Origin of the sequence: Streptomyces sp. NPDC014995, assembly GCF_043080745.1 — a bacterium.
Lineage (GTDB): Bacteria > Actinomycetota > Actinomycetes > Streptomycetales > Streptomycetaceae > Streptomyces.
In genome coordinates, this window is record NZ_JBIBVX010000005.1 from 375642 (window position 1) to 392180 (window position 16539).

The 16539-nt window shown below is 72.6% G+C and carries 9 protein-coding genes and 1 pseudogene; 3 read left to right on the forward strand and 7 right to left on the reverse strand.

Features of this window, described 5'->3' with window-relative positions:
• Nucleotides 1-3: 3 nt before the first annotated feature.
• Entirely contained in the window at nt 4-8007 is an 8004-nt protein-coding gene (locus ACF1A1_RS13410) for an SDR family NAD(P)-dependent oxidoreductase (RefSeq protein ID WP_391999536.1), read from the reverse strand.
• A gap of 124 nt (nt 8008-8131) precedes the next feature.
• A pseudogene (locus ACF1A1_RS13415) lies at nt 8132-8744 on the reverse strand (alpha/beta hydrolase); the annotation flags it as partial.
• On the opposite strand from ACF1A1_RS13415, the gene ACF1A1_RS13420 reads away from it, so the two are divergent.
• Nucleotides 8727-9035: a cytochrome P450 gene (locus ACF1A1_RS13420; protein ID WP_391999537.1), complete on the forward strand. Its 309-nt coding sequence runs from the start codon at nt 8727-8729 to the stop codon at nt 9033-9035. The pseudogene ACF1A1_RS13415 and the gene ACF1A1_RS13420 sit on opposite strands and share 18 nt — an antisense overlap.
• A 396-nt stretch (nt 9036-9431) precedes the next feature.
• Here ACF1A1_RS13420 and ACF1A1_RS13425 read toward each other — a convergent pair whose 3' ends face one another.
• From ACF1A1_RS13425 to ACF1A1_RS13435, 3 genes are read right to left on the reverse strand one after another with little or no spacing between them, the layout of a single operon-like run.
• The gene (locus ACF1A1_RS13425; protein WP_391999539.1) at nt 9432-10463 is read right to left on the reverse strand and encodes an NAD(P)/FAD-dependent oxidoreductase; all 1032 of its coding nucleotides are present in this window, start codon (nt 10461-10463) and stop codon (nt 9432-9434) included.
• Nucleotides 10460-10975 carry an isoprenylcysteine carboxyl methyltransferase family protein gene (locus ACF1A1_RS13430; protein WP_391999639.1) on the reverse strand — a complete coding sequence of 172 codons (516 nt, stop codon included), beginning with the start codon at nt 10973-10975 and terminating at the stop codon, nt 10460-10462. The genes ACF1A1_RS13425 and ACF1A1_RS13430 overlap by 4 nt, the downstream gene beginning before the upstream one ends.
• A gap of 22 nt (nt 10976-10997) precedes the next feature.
• Nucleotides 10998-12134 (reverse strand): type III polyketide synthase, encoded by a 1137-nt coding sequence (locus ACF1A1_RS13435; protein ID WP_391999541.1) that lies wholly within the window; start codon nt 12132-12134, stop codon nt 10998-11000.
• 7 nt (nt 12135-12141) lie between these two features.
• Here ACF1A1_RS13435 and ACF1A1_RS13440 point away from each other — a divergent pair, with 7 nt between their 5' ends.
• Nucleotides 12142-13041 (forward strand): UbiA family prenyltransferase, encoded by a 900-nt coding sequence (locus ACF1A1_RS13440; protein ID WP_391999542.1) that lies wholly within the window; start codon nt 12142-12144, stop codon nt 13039-13041.
• A 234-nt stretch (nt 13042-13275) separates the two neighbouring features.
• Here the strand turns inward: ACF1A1_RS13440 and glpK are convergent, their stop codons facing one another.
• Both glpK and ACF1A1_RS13450 read right to left on the reverse strand, forming a co-directional pair.
• Nucleotides 13276-14790 carry a glycerol kinase GlpK gene (gene glpK, locus ACF1A1_RS13445; RefSeq protein ID WP_391999544.1) on the reverse strand — a complete coding sequence of 505 codons (1515 nt, stop codon included), beginning with the start codon at nt 14788-14790 and terminating at the stop codon, nt 13276-13278.
• 40 nt (nt 14791-14830) lie between these two features.
• Nucleotides 14831-15598: an IclR family transcriptional regulator gene (locus ACF1A1_RS13450; protein WP_391999641.1), complete on the reverse strand. Its 768-nt coding sequence runs from the start codon at nt 15596-15598 to the stop codon at nt 14831-14833.
• 147 nt (nt 15599-15745) lie between these two features.
• Between ACF1A1_RS13450 and ACF1A1_RS13455 the strand changes: the two genes are divergently transcribed.
• Nucleotides 15746-16180: an ATP-binding protein gene (locus ACF1A1_RS13455; RefSeq protein ID WP_391999546.1), complete on the forward strand. Its 435-nt coding sequence runs from the start codon at nt 15746-15748 to the stop codon at nt 16178-16180.
• Nucleotides 16181-16539: the final 359 nt, after the last annotated feature.

Consider the following 16539-nt stretch of genomic DNA (forward strand, 5'->3'; position numbering starts at 1 on the left):
AACTCACTTGTCTCCCTTCGTCGTTCGTGCGTCGATCCAGCTGCGGATCGCCGACACGGTTGTCTCCGCGTGTTCCTGCATCATCGTCAGATGGTCGCCGGGGACGTCCATGACGTCGTGCGCCGACGGCCAGGACGTCCGCCAGTCGTCCGCCTCGGCGGAGGCCGCCATGGCGGGCGTGGGCCGCAGCGCTCGCACCAGAAGCGTGGGCGTGGCGACCGGTTCGGGATCCCAGCCGAGGAAGATCCGGTTGTAGGCCCCCATCGCGGCCAGGGCGGTGTCGTCGTCCCCGGTGATGGCGACCGGCTGTCCGGCGTCCTGCGGCGGCGGTGCGGCCAGGGACAGCAGCCAGTCCTTGTCGCTGTTGTCCGCCGTGATGTGGTATGTGTCCAGCAGCACCAGGCCGTTGGGTGCCCGGCCGGATTTTGCCAGCTGGTGGGCCACCAGATGCGCCACATTGCCGCCCGCCGACCGTCCTACGACCACGAAGGGCCCGTCCCCGACGTGCCGCAGCACGCTCTCGGCCTGCGTGTGCGCCAGCGCGGCGCGGTCCTCCGGGACGGCGGCACCGGCGCCGATACCGGGGTGCGGGAATTCCAGGACCTCCAGGTCCTTGTGGAAAGCGCGGTGGAAGCGGGGGAAGTCTCCGCCGTCCGACGCGAGCGAGGGATGGTAGGCCGGGAAGTAGACGATCGTCGGCCTTCCGGAGCCGGGGCGGCCGTGGGAGCGGCGGATCGGGGGCAGAGCGTGCTCGCGGGCCTTGGCGACCGTGAAGGAGGGCAGTGCCCAGGACGCGGTGACCAGCAGGTGCATCGCCGCCACCGGTTGTCCGCAGGCGCTGACCGTCCGGAACAGCGAGGAGAGGGTGTACGCGGGCCGCTCGGCCTCAATGGCCTCGGGCGCCTCAGGGGCGCCAGGGGCCTCAGGGGCGGCGGCGGCCGGTTCGCCGTCCAGCAGGCCGAGCAAGTGGCGTGCCAGTTCCTCGGCAGTGCGGTGCTCGAACACCACTGCCGCCGACAGCCGGAGCCCCAGCGCCATGCTCAGCCGGTTGCGGATCTGCACGGCGGTGAGAGAGTCGAACCCCAGGTCAGCGAGGGTCCGGCCGGCCGGCAGCGCGTCGGCGTGCGGATATCCGAGCACCGCGGCCACATCGGCCCGCAGCAGCTCCGCGAGCGCCGCCTCCCGCTCGACCGGCGACATGGGGGCCAGCCGTTTCCGCCAGACTCCCGGCTCCAGCATCTGCCCAGGAGAGCCGGCGGAGCCGGGGGCCGTCGCAGCGGCGGTCGGCCGGTTCTGACGGACGAGTCCGCGCAACAGTGGCGGCGGGTGCCCCGCACCGGACCGAAGCGCTGCCCGGTCCAGCAGGATCGGCGCCAGGACCGGCTCCGCCGAGCGCAGCGCGGCGTCGAACAGGGCCAGGCCATGCTGTGTGGACATCGGCACCAGCACGTCGCGTGGGTGTGGGCGCTGTGCGCGCTGTTGGGGCTGCTCCGCCGCCATGCCGCCGGCGTGCTCCCACGGCCCCCACGCCAGCGACAGCGTCGGCAGCCCTTCCGCGGCGCGGCGGTGGGCGAGGGCGTCGAGGAAGGAGTTCGCGGCCGCGTAGTTGCCCTGGCCCGCCCGGCCCAGCAGGCCGGAGACGGAGGAGAACACGACGAACGCCGAGAGACCCATGTCCCGGGTCAGTTCGTGCAGATTCCAGGCCGCGTCGGCCTTCGGGCGCAGCACGGCCGCCATCCGCTCGGGGGTCAGCGAGTCCAGCACGCCGTCGTCGAGGACCCCGGCGGCGTGCACCGCGGCGGTCAGCGGCGGCTCACAGTGCTCGACCACCTCGGCCAGCGCGGCACGGTCGGCCGCATCACAGGCGACGATGCCGACCTGGGCTCCCATCTCCTCCAGGTCGCCGCGCAGTTCCCGGGCTCCTGGCGCCTGCGGACCACGGCGTCCGGTCAGCAGCAGATGCCGTACGCCGTGTTCGGCGACCAGGTGACGCGCCAGCTCCGCGCCCAGCGCACCGGTGCCTCCGGTGATCAGCACCGTACCGCCCGCGCCGAAGGCAGCCCCCGCGGCTGAGGCGTCCCCGGCCGGAACAAGACGCGGAACCGTCACCTGTCCGTCCCGTACACGGAGTTGATCCTCACCGGTGGCGACAGCCGACGGCAGCGTCCGCAACGACTCGGGCCGCCCGTCCACATCCACCAGAACGACACGACCGGGCAGCTCCGACTGCGCGGCACGCACCAGTCCCCAGACCGCCGCACCCGCCAGGTCCGGCACCGGCCCGGTGGCGTCCCGCGTCACCACGACCAGCCGTGAGCCCGCCGTACCGGGATCGTCCTGCCAGTCCTGAAGCGTTTTGAGCACCCTGCCGGTCAACTCGTGCACGGCGGACAGCGAATCGGAACCGGTCGCCCGCGCGACAGCCGTGACGGCGACGAACCCGGCGTTCACGGCGCCGGGCAGAAACCCGGCGAGGTTCAGCTCGTCCGGCCCGCGCACCGTCCATGCGCGCTCATCGGCGTGGCCGGGGACTTCGAGGGCGGCCCATTCAGGGCGCAGCAGAGCCCTCCGTACGATGTCGTCCGTCATGCCGGCCGTCATGTCAGCTGCGTCGGCCGGTAGTTCCCTGGTGGCCAGTGAGTCCACGCGCGCCACAAGTCGGCCGGACGGGTCGGCCAGCGTCAGCGAGACCGTGTCCGGGCTCAGTGATGTCACCTTGACCCGCAGCTCCGTGGCTCCCGAGGCGTGCAGGCTCACGCCGCTCCAGGCGAACGGCACCCGCACCGTGCTCGTGTCGGGGGGCGCGGCCAGCAGGGGCGCGTGCGACGCGGCGTCGAACAGGGCGGGGTGGAGTCCGAAGCGGCCCACTTCCGAGGTGTGCGAGGCGGGCAGCCGGACCTCCGCGAAGACGTCGTCGCCGCGCCGCCAGAGTGCGCCGACCCCCTGGAAGGCGGGCCCGTAGACGAGCCCGGCATCGGCGAGGGCGGCGTACGCGTCGGTGAGATCCAGCGTCTCGGCGCCCTGGGGCGGCCACGCGGTCAGTTCGCCCTCCGCAGCACGTCCGTGGCCCAGCTGACCGGAGACGTTCCGGGTCCACGGGGCGTCCTCGGCGGACTCCTCCGGCCGGGAATAGATGTCGACCGGCCGTCGGCCCGAGTCGTCCGGCGCACCCACCACGACCTGCACCCGCATCCCCGCGGAACCGGGCAGGGCGAGCGGCGACAGCATCACGAGGTCGTCGACCGCGCCGCAGCCCACCTCGTCACCCGCACGCACGGCCATCTCCACGAACAACGTCGCCGGCACGATCACCCTCCCGGCGACGACATGGTCCGCGAGCCACGGGTGGCTCGCCAGGGACAACAGCCCTGTCAGCACCGTCCGTTCGGTGTCCGGCACCGGGAACGCCGGGCTCAGCAGCGCCCCGGCACCGGCCGCCGCCGGGGGCGGTGCGTCCAACCAGTACCGCTGCCTCTGGAAGGCGTACGTCGGCAGGTTCACGCGCCGCGCGCCGGAATCCGCGTACACCGCCGTCCAGTCGACAGCGGCGCCGGCCACGTGCAGCCGCGCCACGGCCGACAGAAGCGTTTCCGGTTCGTAGGCACCGCCCCGTGTGGCCACGGCGAGAACGGAGCCGGTCGGGGACGCGTCGGTCAGGCAGTCGGTGGCCGCCGCGGTGAGTGCGGGCCCGGGACCGAGCTCCAGGTAGGCCGAGACCCCGTCGTCCGCGAGCCGGCGCACGGCGTCGGCGAAGCGCACGGGCAGCCGGGCGTGCCGCGCCCAGTACTCGGGCGAGCACAGGTCCGCAGGCTCGGCGGGCCGGCCCGTCACGGTGGAGATGATCGGGATACGCGGCGGCCGGAAGGTCAACTCGCGGGCGATCCCCAGAAATTCGTCGAGCATCGGCTCCATCAGGGGCGAGTGGAAGGCGTGACTCACCCGCAGCCGTACGGCCCTGCGACCTCGCGCCTCGAAGTCGGCCGCGACCGCGAGCACCGCGTCCCGCGCGCCCGAGATCACCACTGAACGAGGCCCGTTGACGGATGCGATCGCCACCTGCGCCCCGAACTCCGCGAGCGTCGTGACGGCTTCCTCCTCGGTCGCGTCCAGCGCCACCATCGCGCCGCCGTCGGGCAGCTCCCGCATCAGCCGGCCGCGAGCGGCGACGAGCGTCGCCGCGTCGGGCAGATCGAATACGCCGGCGACATGCGCGGCCGTCAGCTCGCCGACGGAGTGGCCCACAAGCCGGTCGGCTCGAACGCCCCACGACTGAAGCAGCCGGAACAGCGCCACCTCGAAGGCGAACAGTCCGGCCTGCGTGAAGTCCGTACGGTCCACAAGTGCCGCCTGCGGTGAGCCCGGCTCGGCGGACAGCACCGCGCTCAGCGGCTGTGGGAGCCGGTCGTCCAGGTGCCGGCAGGTCTCGTTGAAGGCTTCGGCGAAGACGGGGAAGGCGGCACCCAGTTCGGCACCCATCCGGGGGCGCTGGGCGCCTTGTCCGGTGAACAGGAAGGCGGTACGGATCTCCGGGTCCACCAGTCCTCGTACGACTCCCGGTGCGTCCCGGCCCCGCGCGAACGCGCTCAGCGCGTCCAGTATCCGTGTCCGGTCACCGGCCGGCACGATCGCCCGATGGGCGAGTGCGGAGCGCGACACCGCCAGCGAGTAGCCGACGTCGGCGGGCGACAGGTCCGGCCGGTTCGCCACTTCGGCCGCGAGCCGTCGGGCCTGGGCGCGCAGGGCGGTTTCGTCGGCGGCGGAGAGCAGCCACGGCACCGGCGGCGGCGCGGCTGTCTCCGGGGAGAGGGCCGTCTCCCTCCCCGGCGCCTCTTCCAGAATCACATGCGCGTTGGTCCCGCCGATCCCGAAGGCCGAGACCCCCGCACGCCGCGGCCGCTCCGAGGCCGGCCAGGGGCGGGGCGCGGTGAGCAGTTCCACCCGGCCCGAGGACCAGTCCACGTGCGGTGTCGGCGAGTCGGCGTGCAGGGTCCGGGGCAGTTCACCGTGGTGCATGGCCTGCACCATCTTGATGACGCCGGCCACTCCGGCCGCGGCCTGCGTGTGCCCGAGGTTGGACTTGACCGAGCCGAGCCACAGCGGCTCCTCGCGGCCCTGCCCGTACGTGGCCAGGAGGGCCTGCGCCTCGACGGGGTCGCCCAGCCGGGTGCCCGTACCATGGGCCTCCACCACGTCCACGTCACCGGCGCGCAGCCCCGCGTCCGCCAGCGCCTGCGTGATCAGCCGCCGCTGGGCCGGCCCGTGGGGCGCGGTGAGCCCGTTGGAGGCGCCGTCGGAGTTGACGGCGGAGCCGCGGAGCACGGCCAGGATTGGATGGCCGCGCCGCCGCGCGTCGGACAACCGCTCCAGCAGGACGAGTCCCACGCCCTCGCCCCAGGCCGTGCCGTCGGCTGCCGCCGAGAAGGACTTGCAACGCCCGTCCGGCGACAGCCCGCGCTGCCGGCTGAAGGCCAGGAACGGCTTGGGCGTCGCCATCACCGTGACCCCACCGGCCAGCGCCAGCGAGCACTCGCCCGAGCGCAGCGCCCGCGCCGCCCAGTGCAGCGCGACGAGGGAGGACGAGCACGCGGTGTCGACCGTGATCGCGGGACCGCGCAGGCCGTACGCATAGGAGATCCGCCCGGAGGCCACGCTGCCCGCCGAGCCCAGGCCCAGGTGCGCCTCCAAGTCGTGGGAACGGGTGAAGCGGGCGGAGTAGTCGCCGTGCATCACGCCAACGAACACGGCGGTGTCGCTCTCGCGCAGCGACGCCGGGTCGATCCCGGCCCGCTCCCACACCTCCCAGGACGTCTCCAGGAGCAGCCGCTGCTGCGGATCCATCGCCAGCGCCTCGCGCGGCGAGATCCCGAACAGTCCGGCGTCGAACTCCGCGGCCCGGTGCAGGAATCCTCCGTGGCGCGCGTACGACGTGCCGATCCGGTCGGGATCGGGGTCGTACAGGGCGTCCAGGTCCCAGCCTCGGTCGGTCGGGAACTCCGAGACGGCGTCCCGGCCCTGCGCCACCAACTCCCACAGATCCTCGGGTGAGTCGACGTCACCGGGATACCGGCAGCCCATGGCGACGATCACGATCGGATCGTCCTGGGGAGCCCGGTCCTGTCCGCCGTACGACCGCGGGCGTCCCTCAGGCTCGCCCTCGCTGAGCGCGACGCGCAGGTACCGAGCCACCCCGGCCGGTGTCGGATGGTCGAACACCAGCGTCGCCGGCAGGCTCAGACCGGTCAGCGCACCAAGCCGGTCCACCAGCTCGACCACGCCGACGGACGTCATGCCGAGATCGGCGAAGGAGCTGACCGCGTCGGGCAGATCGCCCGGCACATGCCGGCACACCTCGGCCGTCTCGCAGAGCACCACCTCCCGTAGCGCACGCTCCTGGTCGTCGGGCGAGAGGGACAGCAGCCGCTCACGCAGGGCGGTCGGGGCGGTGTCGCCCGCGACCGCGGCGGCCGGAGCAGGGGCGACCAGCTCGTGCCGGGCGATCTTGCCGGACGCGGTGCGCGGGACGGCGGCGATCTCGCGGACCTCGGCCGGAACCTTGTAGTCGGCCAGCCGGATACGGCACTCGGCAAGCACCCGCCGTGCGTCGACCCCGCCCGGGCCCGGTACGACGAAGGCCACCGGCACCTCGCCCAGCACGTCGTGCGGCACGCCCACGACCACGGCCTCGGACACACCGGGACACTGCGACAGCGCCTGCTCGATCTCCGTCGGATGGATGTTCTCGCCCCCGCGGATGATCAGCTCGCTGACCCGGCCGGTGAGCTCGAGATGGCCGTGTTCGACGCGGCGGCCGAGGTCGCCGGTGCGGTACCAGCCGTCCCGCAGCGCGGCGGCCGTCGCCTCGGGCTGCTCGTGATAGCCGGTCATCAGGCTCGGCCCACGCACCCAGACCTCGCCCTCGGCGCCGTCCGGGACGTCCTCGCCGCTCCGGGGGTCGACGACACGTACGTCCATGCCGGGGACCGGGGGCCCGCAGGAACCGTCGACCCTGGGGCCCTGCGGACGGTTCACCGCGATCATGCCGCAGGTCTCGGTGCTGCCGTACGCGTCGAGCAGCGGCGCCCCGAGGTTCTCCTCCACGGCCGCCCGCAGTGCGGGGCCGCTCGGGGCGCCGGCCACGACGCACAGCCGCAGCGCCGGCGGGGCGTCCCCGGCCGAGTCGACCAGCCGGTGATACGTCGCAGGAACGCCGGCCAGCATGGTGAACGGCCCGCCGAGCCCCTGGTACGCCGTGAGCAGCTCCTGCCGCAGACCGCCCGGCGCCAACAGATCGCCGGCGATCCTGGCGCTCGCGCCCACGGCCGTCACGCCCAGGATCGCCAGCGAGTGGCCGAAGCTGTGGAACAGCGGAAGCGGCCAGAGCAGCCGGTCGTCGGGCGACAGACGAAAGATCGGGGCGTAGCAGGCGGCCACGGACCACAGCGCGGCCCGCTGCGTGGACAGCACGCCCTTGGGCCGGTGGGTGGTGCCGGAGGTGTACAGCATCCAGGCCGGATCGTCGAGCCCCAGCAGGTCGATCTCCGCGGGCCCTTCGCTCTCGGCCGCGCTCCGGAACAGCCGGGCGCCGTCCGGGATGGTGCCGGTGCCGGTGACCAGGACGTCCAAGGCGTCGTACGGCGGTGCCAGGCGCCGCAGTTGTGCGAGGTGCGCGGCGTCGGTGATGACGAAGGCGGCGCCGCTGTCCTGGAGGAAGTGGGCCAGCTCGGCGTCGGAGGACCGCGGATTGAGCGGGACGCCGACCATCCCGGCCCGCAGCACGGCGAGGCAACTCTCCACCATCTCCACACAGTTGCCGAGGCAGATCGCGACGCGGTCGCCACGGCGAAGTTCCGTGCGGGTGAGATACCCGGCCAGCGCGCGGGTGCGACCCTCCAGCTCGGCGTAGGTGACGCTGCGCGAGGAGTCGGAGTAGGCGACCCGCTGCGCCGCCGACTCGGCGTGCTCCTTCAACAGCTCCGGCAGCGGCCGGATCAGCTCCTCACGCCACATGGTCCCGCCTTTCAAGTCCCTCGCAGTGCAACGCTGTTGAGCCTACGTGGACAGGCGGCCGTGATGGTCCGGACGACGCCGGGTGCCACAGGCACGCGCCCGAACAGCGCGTGTCGATGACGGCCGGCCTGCTCGTCCTCGGCGTCGATGACGGCGGCTGCGTCTCGTCCGCGCAGGTCGTGCCCGAGGCCGGCACCTTCAGGTCAACCAGGTAGCCGACAACCGCGTCCGTCGCGCAGGCGCTGCGGCCGAACGCCGTGTGCCCCTCCGCCTCGGACGTCAGCAGTGAGGCGTTGTCGAGCCGTCGCGACAGCGCCACCGCGTCCTGGTACGGGGTGTCCGGGTCGCCGGTGGTGCCGATGACGAGGATCGGCGCGGAACCCTTCGCCCGGTAGGAGCCGTCGTAACGGCTGACCCGCTCGGCCGGCCACTGCGCCCAGGCCGTCGCGTGCTGGTGGTCGTACGTCGGCGGTCCGTACGCCATCGCCGGGCCCGAGCAGCGGCGCCGCCTTCGCGTTGGACGCGACGTTCCGCTTCAGCAGCCAGATGTCACGCGGGTAGTCCCGGTCGGCGCCCTCCACGACCACGTTCGGGCCGAGGAAGTCGAAGCTCGCCGGGGACGGCGGCCGCAGCAGGAACGACGTGTTGTCGCGCAGCTGGGCCTTGCGCAGGGCCGCGCCGAGCGAGGGCCGGATGACCTTGCCCTCGTTGATGTTGAAGTGCAGGTCGGCGACCAGCTGGTCCGTGCCGGGGAGGCCGTCGCCATCTGGAACTCCTCGGTCAACCGGGACGAGACGGTGTTCTCCGACCCGGACCGGTTCGATCTCGGCCGCACCCCCAACCGGCATCTCACCTTCGGCATCGGCCCCCACTTCTGCCTGGGCGCGCCGCTGGCCAAGGTCGAGCTGAAGGTGCTGCTGGAGGTGCTGGCCGAGAAGGTGACCCGCATGGAACTCGCCGGGCCGGTCGAGCGGTTGCGGTCCAACTTCATGTGGGGCATCGAGCGCCTGCCGGTCACCCTGCGCTGACCACCGCACCGCCCGTACGGGGCCTCGGGAACGCACCCGCGAGGCCCCGGCCACGGCCCTCGCTCAGGGCGTGTACACGGTGGGGCGCGGTGCGGTGGGCAGGCCGGAGCCGATGAAGGAACTCGGTTCGGCGGCTGGTTGGAGGTGTGCCGGGCCGGCGCGGTGCGCTGCGGGGTGTCGTTGAGCAGGGTCGTGATCCCGGTGCCCGTCTGGTGCCGGGTCGATCAGCTGCGCGGGGCGCGGTTGTCGCCGGTGCGCCAGGTGCGGCGGGCCCTGGACGGTCAGTGGCCGGAACTGTTCCGCGACCGTCCTCTGACCGATTCCTCAGCGGGTCTCGCCGCTGTCCTCGGGGTGACCGGTGACGGGCCTGTGTGACCCTTCCGGTAGCGGCCGGTCTCATGCCAGGGCGTTCACCGCTGCCGCGAAGAGGCGTGGCAGGCGGGCAGCGGTCGGCACGATGTGGGCGGCGAGTAGGGGCCGCTGCCGGGCCCTGACCAGGAGCTCCGTCAGGAGCCGGTGGCGGCGGGTCGCTCGTCTCCAATCGGTCTCGTAGCGGATCGGTGTGCCGCGGCGCATATTCGCGACCACGGCCTGGGCGCCGGTGAGGGCGAGGGAGACGCCCTCACCCGTCAGCGCGTCGATGTATCCGGCGGCGTCGCCCACGAGCAACACCCGCCCGTGGACGCGCGCGCGGGCTCTCTGGCGCAGCGGGCCGGCGCCCCGCACCGGGGTGACGGCCGCTTCCGGGGGGAGGCGGACCGCCAGTTCGGAGAAGGTCTCCAGTTGGGCGGTGAAGGGGGCTCGCCGGGACGTCAGCAGGGCGACGCCGACGAGTGCTGGGCCGAGCGGGGTGACGTACGCCTCCGCGTGTGCTCCCCAGTGCACCTCGACGTACGGCGACCACGGGGGCACCGCGTAGTGTCGGCGCAGCCCGAATCGGGGTGTCCCCCGGGTCTTCATCCCCAGGTCGAGACAGCGGCGCACGGGTGAGTGCAGGCCGTCCGCGGCAACCAGCCACCGGGCGCGCAGCCCGGTGCCCGGGACGGTCACACCCGCGGCGTCCTGGCGTACTTCGTCGATCCGCAGGGGCAGTACCGGCACCCCCGCGTCCAGGACTGCCCGGTGCAGGACGCCGTGCAGGTCGGTGCGGCGCGCACCGAGGCCAAGGCCGCACCGAAAAGCGGCCTGGACCTGGTGGGATCCCTGGATGTAGCGGATGCCGGTGATGGGGTGGCCCGGGGCCTCCAGGCCGAGGGCGGCCAGAGCACGCACGGCGCCGGGCATCAGCCCCTCACCGCACGCCTTGTCGACCGGCGCCCGGCGTGGCTCGGCGATGACGGTGTCGAGACCGGCGCGAGCGGCGTACAGGGCGGTCGCGAGGCCGGCCGGTCCCCCTCCGGCGATCAGGAGGTCGTGGCCGCCGCTCACGCGGGCACCGCTTGGGTGAGGGCCGCGTTCTCGCAGCGGACCCGGACCGCGAGCAGCACCGCGTTGGCGCCGGTGAACACGGTCGCGGTCAGCCAGGCCGAGTGCACCAGGGGCAGGGCGGCGATCTCCACGACGACCGCCACGTAGTTGGGGTGGCGCAGGAACCGGTAGGGCCCGGCGCCGACCAGGCGCGCTCCGGGAACGACGATGACCCGGGTGTTCCAGTACGGTCCGAGTGTGGTGATGCACCACCAGCGCAGGGCCTGAGCCCCTGCGACGAGCGTCAGCATGGGCCATCCCAGGGCGGGCAGGAACGGCCGGTCGGTGAGTACGGGTTCGAGCAGACAGCACGCGAGCAGGCCCGTGTGCAGAAGGACCATGACCGGGTAGTGGCCGCGGCCGTGCTCCACACCGGCGCGGGCGCGGGTCCAGGCCGCGTTGCGCCGGGCGACGAGAAGTTCGGCGACGCGTTCGGCGGCGACGGCCAGGACGAGAAGCGTGTACCACGGCATGAGGAACATGGGGACCACTCACTCACCAGTGCAGGAGGACGAGTTCGGAACAGAATCCCGGGCCCATCGCCATGAGGAGCCCCCACGTCCCGGGCTCGGGCCGACGGGATTCCCAGGTGCTCTGCAGGATGTGCAGTACGGAGACCGAGGACATGTTCCCCACCGTCGCGAGTGAGCGCCGAGCCGAGTGCAGCGCGTCGCCGGGCAGGCCGAGACTGTCGCTCACGGCGGAGAGGACTCTGGGACCTCCCGGATGGCACACCCAGGTCCCGATGTCGTCGGTGGTGAGGCCGTGTTCATTCAGGAAGGCACGCAGGTGCCGGCCGAAGTGGTCCCGCACGATGCCGGGAACACCCGGATCGATCACCACGCGGAACCCGCTCGCGCCGATGTTCCACCCCAGGAGCTGTTCGGTGTCCGGATACAGGTGGCTGCGTGTGTCGACCACCGAGGGCCCGGCTGCGTCCGGCCCGGCGCAGTTGCCGCCCCGCGCGACGAGCGCTGCCGCACCGTCGCCGAACAAGGCGCTCGCGACGAGGTTGGCACGGGAGTCATCGCGCTGCTGAAGCGTCAGCGAGCACAGTTCCACGGTGAGCAGCGCGGCAGTGTCATCGGGGTGCCCGCGCAGGTAGTCGTGCACCCGGGCGAGGCCGGCGGCGCCCGCCACGCAGCCCAGTCCGAACACCGGAAGCCGTTTGACGTCGGGCCGCAGTCCCATGCGCCCGGCCAGCCGGGCGTCGATCGACGGTGCGGCAACGCCGGTGATGGAGGCGAACACCAGCAGGTCGACATCGGCCGGTTGGAGCCCCGCCTCCGTCAGCGCGCCAGTAAGCGCTTCCTCACCCAGTTCGAGGGCCACCGCCGTCCATGCGTCATTGCTCTGCCCGAAGTCACCGAGAGCGGCGTACCGCTCGATCGGCAGGGCAAGATGGCGCGTGCGCACACCGGCGGACGCGTGCAGGCGGCGCAGCACGGCGCGATCCGCCCCCGGGGGCAGGCACAGGTCGCCGATCGGCTCGGCGAGGTCGTCCTGGGCGTAACGGTGCGGCGGCAGCGCCGTGCGGACAGCGGCGATCGTGGTGGCCGCGTGCGGCACGGTCGTGCGGCGCGGAGCAGTGGGCGGGGAAGGGGCAGGACCGGCGATCACAGAGACACGCATGTCGGTAATGTCTCCCATACCTCGGATGCCCGCTTACCGTGCACACGTGTCTCTCCACCCGTCTGGGGCTCTCTCGCGCACGGCACACCACCTCCCCGTGTTGCTGCGCTCCTGCCACCCGGAGCCCGCGCTCGCCGTGACGGTGTTCGTGACGGCCCTGGCCGTGGCGGCGGGGCGCGGGACAGCGGGGTCGGCGGCGGTGGCCGCGGCCGTACTGGCCGGCCAGCTCTCGGTGGGCTGGTGCAACGACGCGCTCGACGCACAGCGCGACACGGCCTGCGGGCGTCCCGACAAGCCGGTGGCCATTTCGGAACTCACGCCCCGGGCGGCGGCCGTCGCGGCAGGGGCGGCGCTGGGACTCTGCGTGCCGCTGTCACTGCTGAGCGGCGCCGCCGCGGGAGCGGCACACCTGGCGGGCGTGGCCGCGGGCTGGCTCTACAACCTGCGGTTGAAGCACACGGCGTTCTCACCGCTGCCCTACGCCGCGGGTTTCGGCTCGCTTCCGGCGTTCGTCACCCTCGGTCTGCCATCGCCGTCGTGGCCCGCCTGGTGGGCGGTGACAGCGGCGGCGTCACTGGGCATGGGGGCACACCTGGTGAACGTGCTTCCCGACATCGAGGACGATCTCGCGACCGGAGTGCGTGGGCTGCCGCAGCGGCTCGGCCGTCCGGCCTGCCGGTGGCTGGCCCCGTTACTCATGCTGGTGGCCGTGGGCGTGGTCGTCGCAGGGCCGCCCGGGGCGGCGGACATCTCGGACTGGGCACTGGCGGCCGCGGCCGGGATCGTCGCGGCCGCAGGTACGGCACTGCCGTCGGCGGTCCGGAGCCGGTGGCCGTTCCGGGCGGCCATCGTGGTCGCCGGTATGGCCGTGGCGCAACTTCTGCTGCGGAGCTCGGACATGACCTGACCCGGGCCCCGGACCGGCCCCGGGCCACACGGCGCCCGTTGGGCGACCGGACGGGACGTTCGGTCAACGAGCTCCCGGAGAACCGTGCGGGCCCTCGCCTCCCACGGCGACAGGCTGTCCCTGCAACGTCGCCGGGGTGCCGTGGAACGGTGCCCGACCAGGGTGGCCGACCCCCCGGGCCTTCGGCGACTGGCGCGGCCCCCGGGCGGGTTCCCCGCCACCGCCGTCGACAGGTCATGAGCGCTTCGGCGGTCGGATCCATCCCAGGGACCGCTCGACGGCGCGCTGCCAGCACTCGTACTCCCACTCCCGCCGTTCGCCTTCCATGTCCGGCAGCCACTGGGCGGCCCGGTGCCAGTTGCGGCGCAGGACCTCCAGGTCCGGCCAGTAGCCGGCCGCGAGGCCGGCGGCGTAGGCCGCGCCCAGCGACACCGTCTCGGCGACCAGGGGCCGCACCACGGGGACGTCGAGCACGTCGGCCAGGATCTGCATGAGCAGGTGGTCGGATGTCATGCCTCCGTCGACCTTGAGTTGCTCCAGGACGAACGGGGAGTCGGCGTTCATGGCGTCGACGACCTCCCGTGTCTGCCAGCCGGTGGCCTCCAGCGCGGCCCGGGCCAGGTGCCCCTTCGTGATGTACGACGTGAGGCCGACGATGACGCCCCGGGCGTCGCTGCGCCAGTGCGGTGCGAACAGACCGGAGAACGCGGGGACGATGTAGCAGCCGCCGTTGTCCTCGACGGTGCGCGCCAGCGTCTCGATCTCGGGTGCGCTGTTGATCAGGCCCAGACGGTCACGGAACCACTGGACCAGCGAGCCGGTGACGGCGATCGGGCCTTCCAGGGCGTAGACCGTCTCCTGGTCCGCGATCTTGTACGCGACGGTGGTGAGGAGCCCGTGGCGGGAGCGGACGACGTCGGTGCCGGTGTTCATCATCAAGAAACTGCCGGTTCCGTAGGTGCATTTCGCCTCGCCGGGCGAGAAGCAGGTCTGTCCGAACAGAGCCGCCTGCTGGTCACCGAGGGCGGCCGTGAGGGGAACCCCCGGGAGCACCGCGCGGGCCTCGCCGTAGCTCGCGGCCGAGGGCCGGATCTCCGGCAGCATGGGGCGCGGCACACCGAAGAAGTCCATCAGCCCTTCGTGCCAGGTCAGCGTCCGGATGTCGATGAGCATGGTGCGGCTGGCGTTGGTGGCGTCGGTGATGTGCAGGCCACCGTCCGTACCACCGGTGAGGTTCCAGATCAGCCAGGTCTCCATGGTGCCGAACAGCACCTCGCCGTCCCGGGCGCGCCGCTCCAGTCCCTCGACGTGGTCGAACAGCCAGCGGATACGGGGCGCGGAGAAGTAGGTCGACGGGGGGAGGCAGCAGCGTTCGATGAAGAACTCGTCTCCGGGCTGTTTCGTCAGGTCCTCGACGAGCGGGGCGGTGCGGGTGTCCTGCCAGACGATCGCCCTGCCGAGCGGGACGCCGGTGCGCGGGTCCCAGAGCACCGTCGTCTCGCGCTGGTTGGCGATCCCGATGGCGGAGATCTGCTCCGCGTCTATCCGGGCGTTCGACAGTGCCTCGGGGACGACGCGCTGGAGATTGCGCCAGATCTCGACGGCGTCGTGCTCGACCCAGCCGGGACGGGGGAAGTACTGCTGGTGCTCCCGCTGGGCGACCGACGCAAGCCGCCCGGCGTGGTCGAACAGGATGCACCGTGTGGAGGTGGTGCCCTGGTCGATGGACATCACATACCGTTCCACCATGTCGGACCTGCCTTCCGAAGGGCCGCGGAGGTGCTCGGGGCTACCAGCGGGCCGCGCCCAGGTCTCTGGAGATCGCGCGTGCTGCCTCCCGTAGCACGGTGATCAGGGCCGGCTGGAACCGGCCTTTGGTGTCACAGATCCGCTCGACGGGGCCGGACACCCCGATCGCGCCCACCACGAGGCCGCCGTGCCCCCGGATCGGCGCGGCGACTCCGGCTTCGCCCATGCTCATTTCCTGCGCTTCGGCGCCCCAGCCGAGCTCTCGTATCTCGACGAGCGCCCGGTTGAGCTGCTGTGGCTGGACCAGGGTGTGCCGGGTGTACGCCTCCAGCTCGGCGTCCAGCAAGGGGGCGACGGGTGTGGCCCCGAAGGCCAGCAGGACCTTGCCGAGCGAGGAGGCGTGCAGCGGCAGCAGCGCGCCCACGTCCAGGGTCTGGAAGGTGTCGTCCGGCCGGAAGACGTGGTGGATGACGAGCACCTTGCCCTCCAGGGGGGTGCCCAGGCGGACGGCTTCCCCGCTACGGGCGGCCAGGGCGTCGGCCCAGTTGATCGATCGCGAGCGCAGCTCGTTGACATCGAGGTAACTGGTGCCCAGGTGCAGCAGAGCCGCCCCGAGCTGGTATTTCCCGGTCGCCGCGTCCTGTTCCACGAAGTCCACGTGTTGTAGGGTGCGCAGGATGCCGTGGGCGGTGCCCTTGGCCAGCCCCAGCGAGGACGCCACCTCGCCCAGCCCCAGCCGACGGGAGCCGCCGGCGAGCAGGCGCAAGATCGCCGCCGCTCGTTCTATGGACTGGACTGGACTGGCCACCACGAAGCGATAGTAGTCCGAAATTTCCGGTTTTGGACTGACGTTCGGTAATGCCGACCGTCATTCGTTGACTGGCCGCATTTCCCTCCATAGCGTGCCATGACGTCCGGCTTGCAGCCGGCCACGCTTCCCTCAGGAGGAGGACTCATGGCAACAGCGCAGCTCGACGCCGCGCTTCGCGGGGAAGTCGAACACGTCTTTCCGCTCCCCCACAGCTCGGGGGCCGTCCAGGCGGTGCGCCGACGCGTGCGCGCAGCCCTCGCCGGATGGAACCTGGCCGGAGAGGTCGCCGAAGACGTGGTGCTGATCGCCTCCGAGCTCCTCACCAACGCGATCGTCCACGCCCTGCCCCCGGCGACGCTGACGCTCTCACGGAGGGAGGCGGACCCGCGCAGAGCCGTACGCGTCGAAGTCACCGACAGGGGTCCCGCGGCCCTGGCGGGAGTGTCCGCTGCCCCCGTGGACCCGGACGAGCATGGCCGGGGCCTCGGCATCGTCACCGCCCTGTCCGACCGGTGCGGGATATCGGTGACCGCCCGCGGGACCAGCCGGTGGGCCGAGGTGCAGTTCGGCCGGGGCTGAGCTCGGTCGTCCTCGGGGACGGCGTGAGCGGGCGAGTCACGCACTTCGTCACCCGGCCAACCCCGTCGATCTCCATCCGAGAAACCAGTGTCGAGGTGAGGGAGTGCCCCACGGCGAACGCCGGCACGACATGCCGCCCCAGCAGGTGGTCGGTGCCAACTGCCGGGACCGCCGGCTGACCCGCCGGGGCGCACGGTCCTCCCGGTGGACCGCCGACCCGGCCCACGTTCAGTGAACGAGCGGTGACGTGCTGTCGGCCGGCTCACGGGGTGATGCGTGCCGGCGCCCCGCGGCCCTGTGCGAGGGCCGTGATGCACCGCGCCTTCACCTTCGCGGGAAAGGGGGGCCGCTCCGCCGTC